Here is a 15,747-nt window from a genome sequence, read left to right on the forward strand (position 1 = left end):
GCTGTCAGTCGCAGACTACCCAGGCAGACAGGAAAACCACGGTGCGACAGGCGCGCATTGCTCAGCCGAGGACTCGGCGGCATAATGTAGCCCCTTTTTTCAGCCCCTACATGTGGAAGGTTACCGTGACTCAGAAGCCCGACCAGTGTCTTGGTGAATGGATTGATCGTGAAGCTCTCGCAGAAGCGATGATCCCTCTCATCGGTCAGCTCTACCGCAATAACAACGTGGTGAGCTCGATCTATGGCCGCAGCCTGATCAACCAGTCTGTCATCGCGATCCTCAAAGCCCACCGCTTTGCTCGCCACCGTTCTTCCGACGACAGCGAACTCTCCGTCCACGAAACATTCCCTCTGCTCAAAGCCATGAGCGAGCTCAAGCTCGGCGCGGCTTCGGTGGATCTGGGCAAGTTGGCGTTCAAGTTCCGCAACGAAGGCAACGGCCGTAGCGCCGAGCAGTTCGTTCGTGAAGAGTTGGCTGATGTGGTTGGCCAGCAGAACGTTTCGGCTCGCAAAGGCACCGACGTGGTCCTGTACGGCTTCGGTCGTATCGGCCGTCTGCTGGCGCGCATCCTGATCGAAAAAACCGGTGGTGGCGACGGCCTGCGCCTGCGTGCCATCGTGGTGCGCAAGGGCGCCGAGAACGACCTGACCAAGCGTGCCAGCCTGCTGCGTCGCGATTCGGTCCATGGTTCGTTCAACGGCACCATCACCATCGACGAAGAAAACAACACCATCACCGCCAACGGCAACCTGATCCAGGTGATCTACGCGAAGAACCCGACCGAGGTGGACTACACCCAGTACGGTATCAAGGACGCACTGCTGGTGGACAACACCGGCGTATGGCGTGACGCCGATGGCCTGGGCCAGCACCTGGCCTGCCCGGGTATCGACCGCGTTGTCCTGACCGCGCCTGGCAAGGGCAAGCTGAAGAACATCGTCCACGGCATCAACCACGGCGACATCACCGCTGACGACAAGATCGTCTCCGCCGCCTCTTGCACCACCAACGCCATCGTGCCGGTGCTCAAGGCTGTGAACGACAAGTTCGGCATCGTCAACGGTCACGTTGAAACGGTTCACTCGTACACCAACGACCAGAACCTGATCGATAACTTCCACAAGGGCGACCGCCGTGGTCGCAGCGCCGCGCTGAACATGGTCATCACCGAGACCGGTGCCGCCACCGCCGCCGCCAAGGCCCTGCCTGAACTGGCCGGCAAGCTGACCGGCAATGCGATCCGCGTGCCGACGCCGAACGTGTCGATGGCCATTCTCAACCTGAACCTTGAGAAAGCCGCCACCCGTGAAGAGATGAACGAGTACCTGCGCTACATGGCGCTGCACTCCGAGCTGCATAAGCAGATCGACTTCGTCAATTCCCAGGAAGTGGTCTCCACCGACTTCGTGGGCTCGCGCCACGCCGGTGTCGTGGATGCTGAAGCCACCATCAGCCAAGACAACCGCGTTGTCCTGTACGTCTGGTACGACAACGAATTCGGTTACAGCTGCCAGGTGGTTCGCGTGATGGAAGACATGGCCGGGGTCAACCCGCCAGCGTTCCCGCGCTAAGCCTTAGCCGCTTGTGAAAACGCCCCGACTTGTCGGGGCGTTTTTTTGTCTGCAGGTTTTGTGTTGGCTGGGCTGGCCTCATCGCGAGCAGGCTCGCTCCCACAGTTGACCGAGTTGTTGTTGATGTATGTGATCAAATGTGGGAGCGAGCCTGCTCGCGATGACGATTTTTCAGGCGCCGCCGACTATCGAGGCTTGTTCAGTGCGCAGTTCATGCCGATTGCCCTTGAACAGCACCAGGGTCGCAATCAACCCCAGCACCGCCGCGCCACTGAGCCATATCCCCGGTGCAGCCTTGTTGTCGAGCACATGAATCAGGTAGGTACAGGCCGCCGGAGTAAACCCGCCGAACGTCGCTGTCGCCAGGCTGTAGGCCAGGGAGAAACCGGTGGTGCGCACCTCGACCGGCATGATTTCCGTCAAGGCCACGACCATGGCACCGTTGTAGGATCCATACAGGAACGACAACCACAGCTCGACGATCAGCAAATGGCTGAAGCTGGGGTTCGCCACCAGCCAGGACAGTGCCGGATAGGCCGTCAGGATCGCCAGGACAGTCGCACCGAGCAACAGGGGTTTGCGTCCGATCTTGTCGGAAAACGCCCCCATCACCGGCAGCCAGAAGAAATTCGACAAGCCGATGCACACCGTGACCAGCAGTGCATCCAGGTCCGACAGGTTCAGCTCGGCCTTGCCGAAGGTCGGTGTGTAAGCGGTGATCAGGTAGAACGATACGGTGGTCATCACCACCAGCGCCATGCCTGCCAAGACGATGCCGAAGTTCTGACCGATGGAGCGGACAATTTCCGACAGGCTAGGACGATGTTTTCTCGCCTGGAACTCAGGTGTTTCCTCCAGTGAACGACGGATCATGAATATTGCCGGCACAATCATGCAGCCCACCAGGAACGGTACGCGCCAGCCCCAGTCGCCCATCTCCTGGGGACTCAGCCAGTGATTGAGGCCAACCCCCAACAGGCCGGCAAACACCACGGCAGCCTGCTGGCTGGCCGATTGCCAACTGACAAAGAAACCCTTGCGCCCGGGCGTGGAAATTTCCGCCAGGTAAACCGATACGCCTCCGAGTTCCACGCCAGCGGAGAAGCCTTGCAGCAAGCGGCCCAGCAGGACCAGCAAGGGGGCCGCCACGCCGAGGACTGCGTAGCCCGGTACGCAGGCGATCAGTATGGTACCCATGGCCATCAGCATCAGGGTGATGATCAAGCCTTTGCGGCGTCCGTGGCGGTCGATGTAGGCGCCGAGAAAAATCGCCCCGAGGGGGCGCATCAAGAACCCTGCACCAAACGTGGCCAGGGACAGCATCAGCGAGGCGAACGCACTGTCGGCGGGGAAGAACGTCTTGGCGATGGCCGTGGCGTAGAAGCCGTAGACCATGAAGTCGAACATCTCCAGGAAGTTGCCGCTGACAACGCGAAAAATCGCCTTGCCGTTGCTCGTATTGGAAGGCATGTGTAGGTACTCACTCTGACAATCTTGTATGAAAGCGCCGTACCCCAGTGGAAGCCTTGTGGGAACCTGTGGGAGCAAAGCTTGCTCGCGATGCAGTCGACACGGTTTAACTGCGAGACCGTGTCATCGTTCATCGCGAGCAAGCTTTGCTCCCACAAGGTTCCATCGGCTCCCACAGGGTTTTTGCGTGCGCTGGCGTTCATAATGGCCGGCGCGGTTTTGAGGGGAGATGAAGATTTGTTAACTGGACGATGGATTGGGGTTGTGGTGCTGGCCGGCGTGTTGTCCGGTTGCGGCAACGGCGACACGCTGGAACGCTTCGATGGGCCGACCATGGGCAGTCATTATTCCATTCAGTACGTCAGGCATTCCGCCGGGCCGGGTCCGAAAGAGGTTCAGGCCGAGGTGGAAAACATCCTTGCCGAAGTGGATCGGCAATTCTCGACCTATCGCAGCGACTCGGACGTCGAACGTTTCAATGCGTTGCCGGCCAATAGCTGTCAGATCATGCCTGGCCCGATCCTGGAGTTGATCCGCGTGGGCGAGCAGTTGTCGGTTCAAAGCGATGGCTCTTTCGACCTGACCGTGGAGCCGTTGCTGAACCTGTGGGGCTTCGGGCCCCAGTCCCGGGAAGAACAAGTGCCGAGTACCGAGGCGTTGGCCTTGGTGCGCCAGCGCGTCGGTCACGGTCATTTGCGTATTGAGGGCGACCGGTTGTGCAAGGACGCCGCGGTGGAGGTCGACTTCAACAGTATCGCCGCGGGCTATACCGTCGACCGCATCGCCGCCAGGCTCCAGGCCTTGGGCGTCGACAGTTACCTGGCCGAAGCCACCGGTGAGCTCAAGGCCGTCGGGCGCAAACCCGATGGCTCGGCCTGGCGTATCGCCCTGGAAGAACCCCGGGATGATCGGCAAGTGGCCGAGCGTGTCATTGAGGTCAATGGCTACGGGGTTTCCACCTCGGGTGACTACCGCAAATATTTCCAACAGGGTGGCAGGCGTTATTCCCACACGTTTGATGCGCGCACCGGTACACCAGTCCTACACAACCTCGCGTCGGTCACAGTGATTCATCCTTCGGCGTTGATGGCCGATGGACTATCGACGCTGTTGTTGATTCTCGGGCCTGAACGGGGTTGGGACTATGCCGAAAAGCACGGTATCGGGGTATTTTTCGTGGTGCGCGATGGCAATCGTTTTGTCACCCGCACCAACGATGTGTTTGAACGGATCATTCGTGGAACAAACCAGTGATGCCAGCAATGTTGTTCGCTTAGGGCGTAAATAATCCGTGGCGAGGGAGCTTGCTCCCGCTGGGTTGCGCAGCAACCCTCTTTTTTGAGCGCTTCGCACTCAAGCGGGAGCAAGCTCCCTCGCCACATTGATTCAGGCGAACTTGAGATAAGGTCATGCAATGATGACAGCGCTGTGAAAGCATGCCTGTGGCGAAATAGCGCAGGCAAAACTAGCCTACGACGCGACCAAGGGGTAATGTGCGCGGCGTTGACGCTTCTATAGACTGTGGCCGGGCTCGTGAACCGGCCCCAAATTGTTCCTTCATGCCGCAGGCCGGCATGATTTAGCCGTCGGTGCCAAGTGAGGCGCCACGGCCTGTTCTGAGGAGTACGCATGGCTGTCTACAACTACGACGTGGTGGTACTGGGCTCCGGCCCTGCGGGGGAAGGCGCGGCAATGAACGCGGCCAAGGCAGGGCGCAAGGTGGCGATGGTCGACAGCCGTCGGCAGGTCGGCGGCAACTGCACCCACTTGGGTACCATCCCGTCCAAGGCCTTGCGTCACTCGGTCCGGCAGATCATGCAGTTCAACACCAACCCGATGTTCCGGGCCATCGGCGAGCCGCGCTGGTTCTCCTTCCCGGACGTGCTCAAGAGTGCCGAGAAGGTGATCTCCAAGCAGGTGGCCTCGCGCACCGGTTACTACGCCCGCAATCGTGTCGACGTGTTCTTCGGCACCGGCAGCTTCGCCGATGAGCAGACGGTTGAAGTGGTCTGCGGCAATGGTGTGGTCGAGAAACTGGTGGCCAAGCACATCATCATCGCCACCGGTTCACGCCCGTATCGCCCGGCCGACATCGATTTCAACCACGCGCGCATCTACGATAGCGACACCATCCTGAGCCTGGGCCACACCCCGCGCAAACTGATCGTCTACGGCGCCGGGGTGATCGGTTGCGAATACGCCTCGATCTTCAGCGGCCTGGGTGTGCTGGTGGAGCTGGTGGATAACCGTGGTCAGTTGCTGAGCTTCCTGGACTCGGAAATCTCCCAGGCCCTGAGCTATCACTTCAGCAACAACAACATCACCGTGCGCCATAACGAAGACTACGACCGCGTCGAAGGCGTCGACAATGGCGTGATCCTGCACCTCAAGTCCGGCAAGAAGATCAAGGCCGACGCCTTGCTCTGGTGTAACGGCCGTACCGGCAACACCGACACCCTGGGCCTGGAAAACATCGGCGTGAAGGTCAACAGCCGTGGCCAGATCGAAGTCGACGAGAACTACCGCACTTGCGTACCGAACATCTACGGTGCCGGTGACGTGATCGGCTGGCCGAGCCTGGCCAGTGCCGCCCACGACCAGGGCCGTTCGGCCGCCGGCAGCATTGTCGACAATGGCAGCTGGCGCTTCGTCAACGACGTGCCGACCGGCATCTACACCATTCCGGAGATCAGCTCGATCGGCAAGAACGAGCAGGAGCTGACCCAGGCCAAGGTGCCTTACGAAGTGGGCAAGGCGTTCTTCAAGAGCATGGCGCGGGCGCAGATCGCCGGTGAGCCGCAAGGTATGCTGAAGATCCTGTTCCACCGCGAGACCCTGGAAGTGCTGGGCGTGCACTGCTTCGGCTATCAGGCGTCGGAGATCGTGCACATCGGCCAGGCGATCATGAACCAGCCGGGCGAATTGAACACGCTGAAGTACTTCGTCAACACCACGTTCAACTACCCGACCATGGCCGAAGCCTATCGGGTAGCGGCCTATGACGGGCTCAACCGGCTTTTTTGAGCGGCTCCGGCCGGTGGCCTGAGCCGGCCGGGGAGACCGATTTCAGCAGTTCTCGAGCGTGGCAGTGGCCAAACCGGGAAAGTCTGTAATCAGGCTGTCAGCGCCAAAGTCGGCGAGCCTGCGCATCAGCGCGGGCTCGTTGACGGTCCACACCGACACATGCAGCCCCTGGCGCTGCGCCTTGGCCAGGCGTTCCGGTGTGCACAGGGTCCAGTTCAACGCCAGAATCTCGCAGCCGTAGCTCTGGGCGACCTTCAACGGGTCGAGCCAGGCGTACTCGGCCACCAGTCCGCGAGAGATGTCGGGGGTCAGGTCCAGGGCCGCCTTGAGCACTTCCCGGGAGCTGGAGGTGATGGTGATCTTGTCCAGCAGCCCAAAACGCTGGGCCATTTCACGGATGCCCAATACCGTGGCTGCGGCGCGGGTGCGCGAGGCGCTCTTGACCTCCAGTTGCCAATGCTCGAAGTCACACTTCTCGAACAACTCTTCCAGGCGTGGGATCGGGCACGGCTTGATCCAGCCCGGGCCACCCTTGCGCGCATCGTAGGTCACCAGTTCGGCGGCGGAATGCTCCACCACCTTGCCCCGGCGATCCGTTGTGCGCTTGAGGGTCGGATCGTGGATCACCATCAACTCGCCGTCCATCGAAAGATGCAGGTCCAGCTCGCAACGGCGTACGCCGTGCTTGAGGCACTCCTGAAAACCGGTCAGGGTGTTTTCCGGCGCTTCGCCCTTGGCGCCGCGGTGGCCATAAATGAGGGTCACGGTTCTTCCTTATTGATACCTGATTCGTTCAGTTCCCGGGCCAGGCGTCGTTCTTGCGCCTGTTTCTGCAGGATGTAGCGGGCCAGCAACTGGCGCTGGGCGTCGGTCGGGCGTTCGAACTCGGTGCCCACGTCGTAGCCGCCGCCCTCGGGGTCGCAGTGGGTGACCCGTGCCCGGAGCAGTAAGCCGAGAGCTTGCGGCATCAGCACCAGTTTGATCGACAGATGGGCGCCAACCGCGATCGGTGTGGGGTACTGGAAGTCGACGCCGCCTTCGGAAATGATCACCGGCTGCGGTTCACCGATTTCGCCGAGCACCGTCAGGGCAATGACCTGGCTGAGCAGGTCGATGCGTTTGTTCATTGCCTTGAGGTACGCCGCGATGCTGCGTTCGCGCTCGCTGATCTGGCGCAGCAGGTGCTGTGACTCGAATTCGCTCAGGTGCAGTTCGCTGAGCAGATTGAACAATGGAGAAGCATCCTGCAACACTTCCTGGCCAGCAGCTTCAGGAATGGACAGGGGCCGAATTTCCAGTGCGATCGTGTCCTCGATACGGTAGTATTCGCGGCGATCTTCTTCATCTAATGTCGACATGGCGAACCCATGGTAGCGGCGGTGGTCTGAGTGTAAAGCTGGTTTGAGACCCCCGCCACAAGGACGTTCCTTTTCCCTCCGAACAAGCCCCGACATGTTCAGACCTCTCTTCGTATTTATCGGCACGCGTTATACCCGTGCAAAGCGTCGCAATCATTTCGTATCGTTCATTTCCCTGACGTCCATCATCGGGCTGGCCCTTGGCGTGGTCGTGATGATCGTCGTACTGTCGGTGATGAACGGCTTCGACCATGAGATGCGCACCCGCGTGCTGGGCATGGTGCCCCACGCGACCCTCGAAACCGGCGAAGCCATCAGTGATTGGCCGAGCCTGGCCGCCAAGGTCAAGCAGAACCCGCAGGTGCTGGCCGTGGCGCCGTTCACCCAGATGCAGGGGCTGCTGACCAACGACGGCAAGGTGTCCAAGGTGTTGCTCAACGGCATCGACCCAGAGCTCGAGCGGCAGGTATCGATCATCGATAACTTCATGCAGCAGGGCAAACTCGACGACCTGGCGCCAGGCGGTTTCGGCATCGTCATTGGCGACAAGGCCGCGGCGAAGCTCGGCGTTGCCATTGGCGACAAACTGACCTTCGTCGCCCCGGAGGTCACCGTGACCCCGGGCGGCATGTTCCCGCGCATGAAGCGCTTTACCGTGGTTGGTATTTTCCATGTCGGCGCCGGCGAGCTGGACGGTTACCTGGGCGTCACCAATCTCCAGGACCTGGCGCGCCTGCATCGTTGGAAACCGGATCAGGTCCAGGGCCTGCGGTTGAAGTTCGACGACCTGTTCCAGGCCCCGCGTGTGGCATGGACCATCGCCCAGCAGCTCGGCGAAGACCGTTACTACGCCCGGGACTGGACCCGCACCCATGGCAACCTGTACCAGGCGATCCGCATGGAAAAGGCCATGATCGGCCTGCTGCTGTTGCTGATCGTCGCCGTGGCGGCGTTCAACATCATCTCCACGTTGGTGATGGTGGTGAACGACAAGAAGGGCGACATCGCCATCCTGCGCACCCTCGGCGCCACGCCGGGGCAGATCATGCGGATCTTCATGGTCCAGGGCACGGTCATCGGCGTGATCGGCACGTTCGTCGGCGCCCTGGTCGGGATGTTCGCCGCGCTGAATGTCAGCGCCGCGATTGCTGCCCTCGAAGGCCTGATCGGGCACAAGTTTCTCAACGCCGACGTGTACTTCATCGACTACCTGCCGTCGCAATTGCAGGCCGATGACGTGTTGATGGTCTGCGGCGCTGCGTTGGTCCTGAGTTTCCTCGCCACCCTGTATCCAGCCTGGCGTGCCGCGCGCACACAGCCTGCGGAGGCGTTACGTTATGAGTGAGTCGGGCATGAGTGAAAAAGCTATCTTGAGTTGCCGCAACCTGGGCAAATCCTACGAGGAAGGTCCAGAGTCGGTGGTGGTGCTGTCGGGCCTGCAACTGGAGTTGCACCCTGGCGAGCGCGTGGCGATTGTCGGCACCTCCGGGTCGGGCAAGAGTACCTTGCTCAACCTGCTGGGCGGCCTCGACACGCCGACCGCCGGCAGTGTCTGGCTGGCCGGCGAAGAGCTTTCGGCGCTGAACGAGAAGGCCCGTGGCCTGCTGCGCAACCGTTCCCTCGGTTTCGTCTACCAGTTCCACCACTTGCTGCCAGAGTTCACGGCGCTGGAAAACGTCTGCATGCCGCTGTTGATCGGTCGCACAGCGATTCCTGAAGCCCGTCAGCGCGCTACGGCGTTGCTGGAGCGGGTAGGGCTGGGCCATCGCCTGGAGCACAAGCCGGCGGAACTGTCCGGTGGCGAGCGCCAACGTGTGGCGATTGCCCGCGCCCTGGTCAACAAGCCTGGCCTGGTGATGCTCGACGAGCCGACCGGTAACCTCGACTCCCACACCGCCCAAGGCATTCAGGACCTGATGCTGGAACTCAGCACCTCGATGCGCACGGCGTTCCTGGTGGTGACCCACGACATGAACCTGGCCCGGCAGATGGACCGCGTCCTGCACTTGCAGGAAGGTTGCCTGACGCCCATCTGACCGACCGAAACCCGGCACTTGAAACCCGTGCCGGGTCTTTTATTTTCATACGGTGCCCCGCGAATGTTCAGACCGTTATCGATCTTTATCGGCACGCGCTATACCCGCGCCAAGCGCCGCAATCGCTTTGTTTCGTTCATTTCCATGACCTCGATGATCGGCCTCGCCCTGGGTGTGCTGGCGATGATCGTGGTGTTGTCGGTGATGAACGGCTTCCAGCGCGAAATGAGCTCGCGCATCCTCGGCATGGTGCCCCACGCCATCATCGTCGGCGTCAATCCGATCGACGACTGGCAACCAGTGGCCGCCGCGGCGCTGAAAAATCCCGAGGTGACCGCCGCTGTGCCGTTCACCGAGATGGAAGGGATGCTGAGCCATAAAGGTTCGATGCAGCCGATCCAGATCAGCGGCATCGATCCGGCCCAGGAAGGCAAGGTGTCCATCGTCGCCCAGCACATCGTTCAGGGCCGTCTCGATGCCTTGAAGCCGGGCGAGTTTGGCGTGGTGATCGGTGAAATCACCGCGCGGCGTTTTCGCCTGAACGTCGGCGATAAAATCACCCTGATCGTGCCGGAAGTCAGCACCGCGCCGGGTGGTATCACTCCGCGCATGCAGCGGCTGAACGTGGTGGGTGTATTCAAGGTCGGTGCCGAACTGGATGGCTCCATGGCCCTGATCCACTTGGCCGACGCCGCGCAGATGCAGCATTGGCAGCCGAACCAGGTGCAAAGCGTGCGCCTGGCGGTGAAAGATTTGTACGCGGCGCCGAAGGTCTCCGGGGACATCGCCACCGGTCTGGGCGCGAACTACAAGGCCGACGACTGGACCCACACCCAGGGCAGCCTGTTCAGTGCCATGAAGATGGAAAAGACCATGATCGGCTTGCTGTTGCTGATGATCGTCGCCGTGGCGGCGTTCAACATCATCGCCACGCTGATCATGGTGGTGAACGACAAAGGCGCGGACATCGCGATCCTGCGCACCATCGGTGCCACACCGCGGCAGATCATGGCGATTTTCATGGTCCAGGGCACGGTGATTGGCGTCGTCGGCACGCTGATCGGCGGCGTGTTGGGGGTGATCGCGGCGTTGAACGTCAGTGAGCTGGTGGGCTGGCTGGAGCGGGTCAGTGGCCAGCACATCTTCAGTTCCGATGTGTACTTTGTCAGCAACCTGCCTTCGGAGCTTCAGCGCGCCGATGTTCTGCTGATCTGCTCGGCCGGGTTCATCCTGAGCTTCCTCGCCACCGTGTACCCGGCGTGGCGCGCGGCTAAGATCGAACCGGCGCAGGCGTTGCGCTACTCTTGAGGTCGCACAACCTCGTGTCAAATGGATGCTCTCTGTGGCGAGGGGATTTATCCCCGCTGGGTCGCGAAGCGACCCTAAACCCTGGCACCTGGGGGTAGTAGGCAGGTTGAGTTGACTGTATTGGGGCTGCTTCGCAGCCCAGCGGGGCGGTGCGACGTTTCGCTAAATCCCCTCGCCACAGGTTTGTGTGCTGCCTTCAATTCTCTTTCGGCAACTCGATCACAAACCGCGTCCAGCCATCGGCTGACTCACAGTGGATCTGCCCGCCATGGGCGCGGATGATCGAGCGGGTAATCGCCAGCCCGAGCCCCGCGTGTTCGCTGCTGCCTTCCTGGCGAGCCGGGTCGGCGCGGTAGAAACGGTCGAACAGGCGCGGCAGCAGGTCCGCTGGAATCCCCTCGCCACTGTTTTCCACGCTTACGCTCACCCCTTGAACCTCATCGACAATTCGTACCCGCACTTCGCCGTCAACGGGGGTGAAGCGCAGGGCGTTGTCCAGCAGGTTGGAAAGGGCCCGACGCAACATATTACGGTCGCCCTCGATGTGGCTTTCGCCCTCGCGACTCAGGCGTACGTTGGTGTCTTCGGCCAGGGGCGAGAAGAAGTCCAGCAGCAAGTCCACTTCTTCGGCCAATTGCAGCGGTTCGCGATTGATCGCCAGCAGGCCGTGGTCGGCCTTGGCCAGGTACAGCATGTCATTGACCAATTGCGCCATCCATTGCAGTTCCTCGAGATTGCTGTGCAATGCCTCGCGGTAATCCTCCAGGGAGCGCTCGCGGGTGAGGGTGACCTGGGTATGGGTCAGCAAATTGGACAGCGGCGTGCGCAACTCATGGGCGATGTCGGCCGAGAACGCCGAGAGTCGCTGAAACGCATCGTCGAGGCGTCCGAGCATGGCATTGATGCTGTGGGCCAATTCCGCCAGTTCCGTAGGCATTTGCTCTTCGGGCAGTCGGGCGTTGAGAGAGCGGGCCGAGACGCTGCGGGCGATGGCGCCCATGCGTCGCAATGGCCGCAAGGCCCGCCGGGCGGCCCAGGCACCGAGCAGGGCCGTGGCCAGGGCTGAGAGGCCGACGGTCAGCCAGATCAGGCGCTGCATGCGTTGCAGGAAATGCTGGTGATGAGTGATGTCCAGCAACAGGGTCAGTTGTGGTGAATTGGCTCGATCGGGATACAGCGGCGCGTTCAACACCCGGTAGTCGTTGTCGGCATCGCTGAGGGTCGACAGGCCGGGCCGCTCCGGCAATTGAGCCGGGATCCGGATCGAGCTGTCGTACCAACGCACACCATCACTGCCCTTGATGCGCAGCGCCAGATCGGCCTGACGGCTCAGTTCATCTTCCAGGCGGCCCTGGATCTGTTCGGCGTCGAGATCTTGCAGGGTCCGGCGCAGGCCGATCAGCTTGCCTTCGAGCAGTTGCTGGTCCAGCTCGATGAAGTGCGCCTCGCTGCCACGGCTGAACAGGATGCCGGCGAACAATGACACCACGGCGGTGCAGGCAGCAAACAGCAGCGCCAGGCGGCTACTCAGTGACCACCGGCCCCTCACAGGCTGCGCTCTTCAAGCACATAACCCATGCCCCGCACGGTGTGGATGAGTTTGCTGGGGAACTCATCGTCAATCTTGATTCGCAGGCGCCGTATCGCGACTTCGATGACGTTGGTGTCGCTGTCGAAGTTCATGTCCCAGACCTGGGACGCGATCAGCGACTTGGGCAGCACTTCGCCCTGACGGCGCAGGAGCATTTCCAACAAGGCGAATTCCTTGGCGGTGAGATCGATGCGTCGACCGCTGCGTTCGACACGGCGGCGGATCAGGTCCAGGCGCAAGTCGGCCAGTTGCAGGGCGGTTTCCTGTTGTGTCGAGCTGCCTCGACGCAGCAGGCTGCGCACCCGTGCCAGCAACTCGGAAAAAGCAAAGGGCTTGACCAGGTAATCATCAGCGCCCAGCTCCAGGCCGTGGACCCGATCCTGTACCGCGTCCCGCGCAGTGAGGAACAACACCGGTGTATCCAGCCCGGCTCCGCGAACGGCTTGCAGGATCTGCCAACCATCGCGGCCGGGCAACATCACGTCGAGGATCAGCAAGGCGTATTCGCCGCTCAAGGCCAGTTGCTGGCCGGTGATCCCGTCGGCTACCAGGTCGGCGTTGAACCCGGCTTCGCCCAGGCCTTGGCGCAGGTATTGGCCGGTTTTGGTTTGGTCTTCGACGATCAGCAGTTTCATGGGCGGCTCAATGCTGGGTTGGAACGAGGGCGTTATACCGTGGCAGGCGGGCTCGTGGTGTAACCTGACAAAGTTGTAATCGAACTGTCAGCCGACTGGCAGGCCTGTAGCGATAGAGTTTCCCACAAGCTGAAACTGATTGGAGTATGGACATGTTGATGGGAAACCGCTTGATCCTGGCCGCTTGCGCACTGGCCCTCAGTGCGTCGTCGTGGGCATCGCCGGGCCATTTCGATTTTGGCCAGCCTGCACCGGCAGCCAAGGCCAGTCGCAGCATCGAGGTGGTGATGGGCGACATGACGTTCGATCCCGGTGCCCTTGATATCAAGGCCGGCGAGACGGTTCGGTTCGTGCTGATCAATAAAGGCCAGTTGCTCCACGAATTCAACCTGGGCGACGCCGTCATGCACGCCGACCACCAACAGGAAATGCTCAAGATGCAGCAGAGCGGCCAGTTGATGCCGACCGCGATGAAGCCGGGGATGGACCATGGCGCCATGGGCCACGACCAGGCGAGCATGCGCCACGATGACCCCAACAGCGTATTGGTGGAGCCGGGCAAAACCGCCGAGCTGACCTGGACCTTCAGCAAGGCCACGCGCCTGGAGTTTGCCTGCAATATTCCCGGGCATTACCAGGCCGGGATGAAGGGCGACCTGACAGTCAGTCAGTAAGCACTCAAAGGCTACGGCAAAGGCTGATAGAATCCGCTGATTCTTCAGTCAGGTTTCTGTCATGCATCCCGCAGCCGAACACTCGCCGCTGGGCAAGTCCAGCGAATACATCGCCACGTACACGCCGTCACTGCTGTTTCCGATCCCGCGCACCGCGAAATGGGCGGAACTGGGCCTGACGGCCGAGACCTTGCCGTACAAGGGCGTGGATTTCTGGAACTGTTTCGAGCTGTCGTGGCTGTTGCCGTCCGGCAAGCCGGTGGTGGCCATCGGTGAGTTCGCGATCCCGGCGGAATCGCCGAACATCATCGAGTCCAAATCCTTCAAGCTGTACCTCAATTCCCTGAACCAGACGCCGTTCGCCGATACCGCGAGCCTGGAAGCGACCCTGCGCCAGGACCTGTCGGCAGCCGCCGGCAAAGCGGTGGGCGTGCGGATCCGCAGCCTCACGGATGTGGAAAGCGAAGGCATCGTGGCGTTGCCCGGTACGTGCATCGACGATTTGGACATCAGCGTCGATTCCTACGCGCACCCGCGCCCGGAGCTGTTGCGTTGCGATGCATCGCGCATCGTCGAGCAAAGCCTGCACAGCCACCTGCTCAAGTCCAACTGCCCGGTGACCAGTCAGCCGGACTGGGGCAGCGTGGTGGTGGAGTATCGCGGCCCGGCCCTGGACCCGGCCAGCCTGCTGGCCTACATCGTCAGCTTCCGCCAGCATTCGGATTTCCATGAGCAATGCGTGGAGAGGATTTTTCTCGACCTGCAGCGCTTGCTCAAACCGGAGAAGTTGACCGTGTACGCGCGGTATGTGCGTCGTGGTGGGCTGGATATCAACCCGTATCGCAGTACTGAAGCGGTGCAATTGCCGAACCATCGTTTGGTCCGCCAATGAGTATCTAATGTGGGAGCGGGCTTGCTCGCGAAGGCGGTGTGTCAGTCGACGTCCATTTGGTTGACACACTGCCTTCGCGAGCAAGCCCGCTCCCACACTGGATTGCATTTCAGATTGCCGACATAAAAAAGCCCTGCTATCGATAGCAGGGCTTTTTGCATTTAAAGGGTTCAGATCCCCATGTTGCCCAAGGCCTGCACGATGTTGCGCAAGGTCCCGGCCAGCGTCGGGTGTTCCAGTTCGAAGCGCTCGACGGCCAAGTTCACATTATCGGCGAGGTTGGCATCCTGTGTCTGGGTCTCCAGCTCGAGCTCAAGTTCGATCTGTTGCATCAGCGCCTGCAGGTCATCGCGCTCGGCTTCGGAAAGTGGTGGATTCTGTTCCAATTGCTCGCGCAGTTTGTTGAGCTGTTCTTGCAATTCGCGGGCAGGCATTGGCGTACTCCCTTTATTGATAGGCACAGCCATGGACCGCGACAGTGCGTCAAAAATCCGTGGCTTGCCTTAAGAGTAATCTACCCTCGCGCTCCCTGCATGATCCCGGTCATGGCTTCTCGCCTTTGAGTCGGCGCTGGCTGATGTCCGCCAGGCAGGTGTCGAGTTCGCCCAAGTGATCGATCACCGAATGCACCCCCAGGCCGAACAATTGCACGGTGGCCTTGGCGCGCTTGTTTTCCCGTTCCTGTTGGCTCAGCGCCTGCCATTGGTCAGGCGCCAAGCCGCACAGCGAGCCGCAGGACGCCAGGCCGATGGTCCACAAGCCGGCGTTGAGCCCTGACTGCAACAGCCTGGGTTCGCCACTGACCAATACGCAGCCGTCCAGTTGCTGGACGTTCAGCGCCATCAAGGCTTGCCAGCAGGCATGCGGCGCCGGCCAAGGATTATTTGTTGCAGGAAGTTGCGGTGGTTTGATCCATGTCGGCAATGAAGCCGCCAGGGCGTGGCTGATGGCAGGTGGCAACTCGTCGAGCCAGGCGCAGGGGATTTCCTGGCGCTGCAACTGCTGCAAGCTCTCAAGGGCGCCAGGTGTGGGCTGCGCATGCTCGACTGGCCCAGCCCCTGGTTGACGGATGCGTGCGCCGAAATCCACCAGGCATCCGCTCAGGCCAAACAGTACGGCGGTCAGGCTGGAGGCGGGGAGGGGCAGGGCTTCGGCGCGGGGCATGGGAACGTCCTTGAAATAACC

The 15,747-nt window shown here is 61.2% G+C and carries 15 protein-coding genes; 8 read left to right on the forward strand and 7 right to left on the reverse strand.

Features of this window, described 5'->3' with window-relative positions; genetic code table 11:
- Positions 1–110: 110 nt before the first annotated feature.
- The gene (locus PBDP_RS09535) at positions 111–1,574 is read left to right on the forward strand and encodes a glyceraldehyde-3-phosphate dehydrogenase (RefSeq protein ID WP_109751586.1); all 1,464 of its coding nucleotides are present in this window, start codon (positions 111–113) and stop codon (positions 1,572–1,574) included.
- A gap of 171 nt (positions 1,575–1,745) precedes the next feature.
- On the opposite strand, the gene PBDP_RS09540 is transcribed toward PBDP_RS09535, so the two are convergent.
- A complete protein-coding gene (locus PBDP_RS09540) occupies positions 1,746–3,044 on the reverse strand; it encodes an MFS transporter (protein ID WP_116831866.1) in 1,299 nt (432 codons plus the stop codon).
- A 204-nt stretch (positions 3,045–3,248) separates the two neighbouring features.
- Here PBDP_RS09540 and PBDP_RS09545 point away from each other — a divergent pair, with 204 nt between their 5' ends.
- Both PBDP_RS09545 and sthA read left to right on the forward strand, forming a co-directional pair.
- Positions 3,249–4,298, forward strand: coding sequence for an FAD:protein FMN transferase (locus PBDP_RS09545; protein ID WP_371925580.1), 1,050 nt, complete (start codon positions 3,249–3,251; stop codon positions 4,296–4,298).
- 375 nt (positions 4,299–4,673) lie between these two features.
- Complete coding sequence (gene sthA, locus PBDP_RS09550) at positions 4,674–6,068, forward strand: Si-specific NAD(P)(+) transhydrogenase (protein WP_003183399.1); 1,395 nt, start codon at positions 4,674–4,676, stop codon at positions 6,066–6,068.
- Positions 6,069–6,110: 42 nt separating this feature from the next.
- Here the strand turns inward: sthA and PBDP_RS09555 are convergent, their stop codons facing one another.
- The gene (locus PBDP_RS09555; RefSeq protein ID WP_109751590.1) at positions 6,111–6,833 is read right to left on the reverse strand and encodes a glycerophosphodiester phosphodiesterase; all 723 of its coding nucleotides are present in this window, start codon (positions 6,831–6,833) and stop codon (positions 6,111–6,113) included.
- On the reverse strand, positions 6,830–7,426 hold the full coding sequence (locus PBDP_RS09560; protein WP_212802140.1) for a PilZ domain-containing protein: 597 nt from the start codon (positions 7,424–7,426) through the stop codon (positions 6,830–6,832). Before PBDP_RS09560 ends, PBDP_RS09555 begins: the two co-directional genes overlap by 4 nt.
- Before the next feature lie 94 nt (positions 7,427–7,520).
- Here PBDP_RS09560 and PBDP_RS09565 point away from each other — a divergent pair, with 94 nt between their 5' ends.
- The 3 genes from PBDP_RS09565 to PBDP_RS09575 all read left to right on the forward strand — a co-directional run bounded on the left by PBDP_RS09565 (position 7,521) and on the right by PBDP_RS09575 (position 10,770).
- The gene (locus tag PBDP_RS09565; protein WP_109751592.1) at positions 7,521–8,771 is read left to right on the forward strand and encodes a lipoprotein-releasing ABC transporter permease subunit; all 1,251 of its coding nucleotides are present in this window, start codon (positions 7,521–7,523) and stop codon (positions 8,769–8,771) included.
- Between the two features lie 7 nt (positions 8,772–8,778).
- A complete protein-coding gene (gene lolD / locus PBDP_RS09570) occupies positions 8,779–9,462 on the forward strand; it encodes a lipoprotein-releasing ABC transporter ATP-binding protein LolD (protein ID WP_162843734.1) in 684 nt (227 codons plus the stop codon).
- A 63-nt stretch (positions 9,463–9,525) separates the two neighbouring features.
- Positions 9,526–10,770, forward strand: coding sequence for a lipoprotein-releasing ABC transporter permease subunit (locus tag PBDP_RS09575; RefSeq protein ID WP_212802141.1), 1,245 nt, complete (start codon positions 9,526–9,528; stop codon positions 10,768–10,770).
- 196 nt (positions 10,771–10,966) lie between these two features.
- On the opposite strand, the gene PBDP_RS09580 is transcribed toward PBDP_RS09575, so the two are convergent.
- Both PBDP_RS09580 and PBDP_RS09585 read right to left on the reverse strand, forming a co-directional pair.
- Complete coding sequence (locus tag PBDP_RS09580) at positions 10,967–12,319, reverse strand: heavy metal sensor histidine kinase (protein WP_176688305.1); 1,353 nt, start codon at positions 12,317–12,319, stop codon at positions 10,967–10,969.
- Positions 12,316–12,996 carry a heavy metal response regulator transcription factor gene (locus PBDP_RS09585; RefSeq protein ID WP_109751595.1) on the reverse strand — a complete coding sequence of 227 codons (681 nt, stop codon included), beginning with the start codon at positions 12,994–12,996 and terminating at the stop codon, positions 12,316–12,318. The genes PBDP_RS09580 and PBDP_RS09585 overlap by 4 nt, the downstream gene beginning before the upstream one ends.
- 152 nt (positions 12,997–13,148) lie before the next feature.
- Between PBDP_RS09585 and copI the strand changes: the two genes are divergently transcribed.
- Together copI and queF are read left to right on the forward strand one after the other, a co-directional pair.
- Positions 13,149–13,670, forward strand: a complete 522-nt coding sequence (copI, locus tag PBDP_RS09590; RefSeq protein ID WP_212802142.1) for a copper-resistant cuproprotein CopI — start codon at positions 13,149–13,151, stop codon at positions 13,668–13,670.
- A gap of 61 nt (positions 13,671–13,731) precedes the next feature.
- Positions 13,732–14,562: an NADPH-dependent 7-cyano-7-deazaguanine reductase QueF gene (gene queF / locus PBDP_RS09595; protein WP_212802143.1), complete on the forward strand. Its 831-nt coding sequence runs from the start codon at positions 13,732–13,734 to the stop codon at positions 14,560–14,562.
- Between the two features lie 170 nt (positions 14,563–14,732).
- Here queF and PBDP_RS09600 read toward each other — a convergent pair whose 3' ends face one another.
- The gene (locus tag PBDP_RS09600) at positions 14,733–14,996 is read right to left on the reverse strand and encodes a DUF4404 family protein (protein ID WP_109751598.1); all 264 of its coding nucleotides are present in this window, start codon (positions 14,994–14,996) and stop codon (positions 14,733–14,735) included.
- 109 nt (positions 14,997–15,105) lie between these two features.
- Entirely contained in the window at positions 15,106–15,726 is a 621-nt protein-coding gene (gene pcrP / locus PBDP_RS09605) for an HAD superfamily inactivated hydrolase PcrP (RefSeq protein WP_109751599.1), read from the reverse strand.
- Between the last annotated feature and the right edge of the window lie 21 nt (positions 15,727–15,747).

Origin of the sequence: Pseudomonas sp. St290, assembly GCF_018325805.1 — a bacterium.
Lineage (GTDB): Bacteria > Pseudomonadota > Gammaproteobacteria > Pseudomonadales > Pseudomonadaceae > Aquipseudomonas > Aquipseudomonas bijieensis.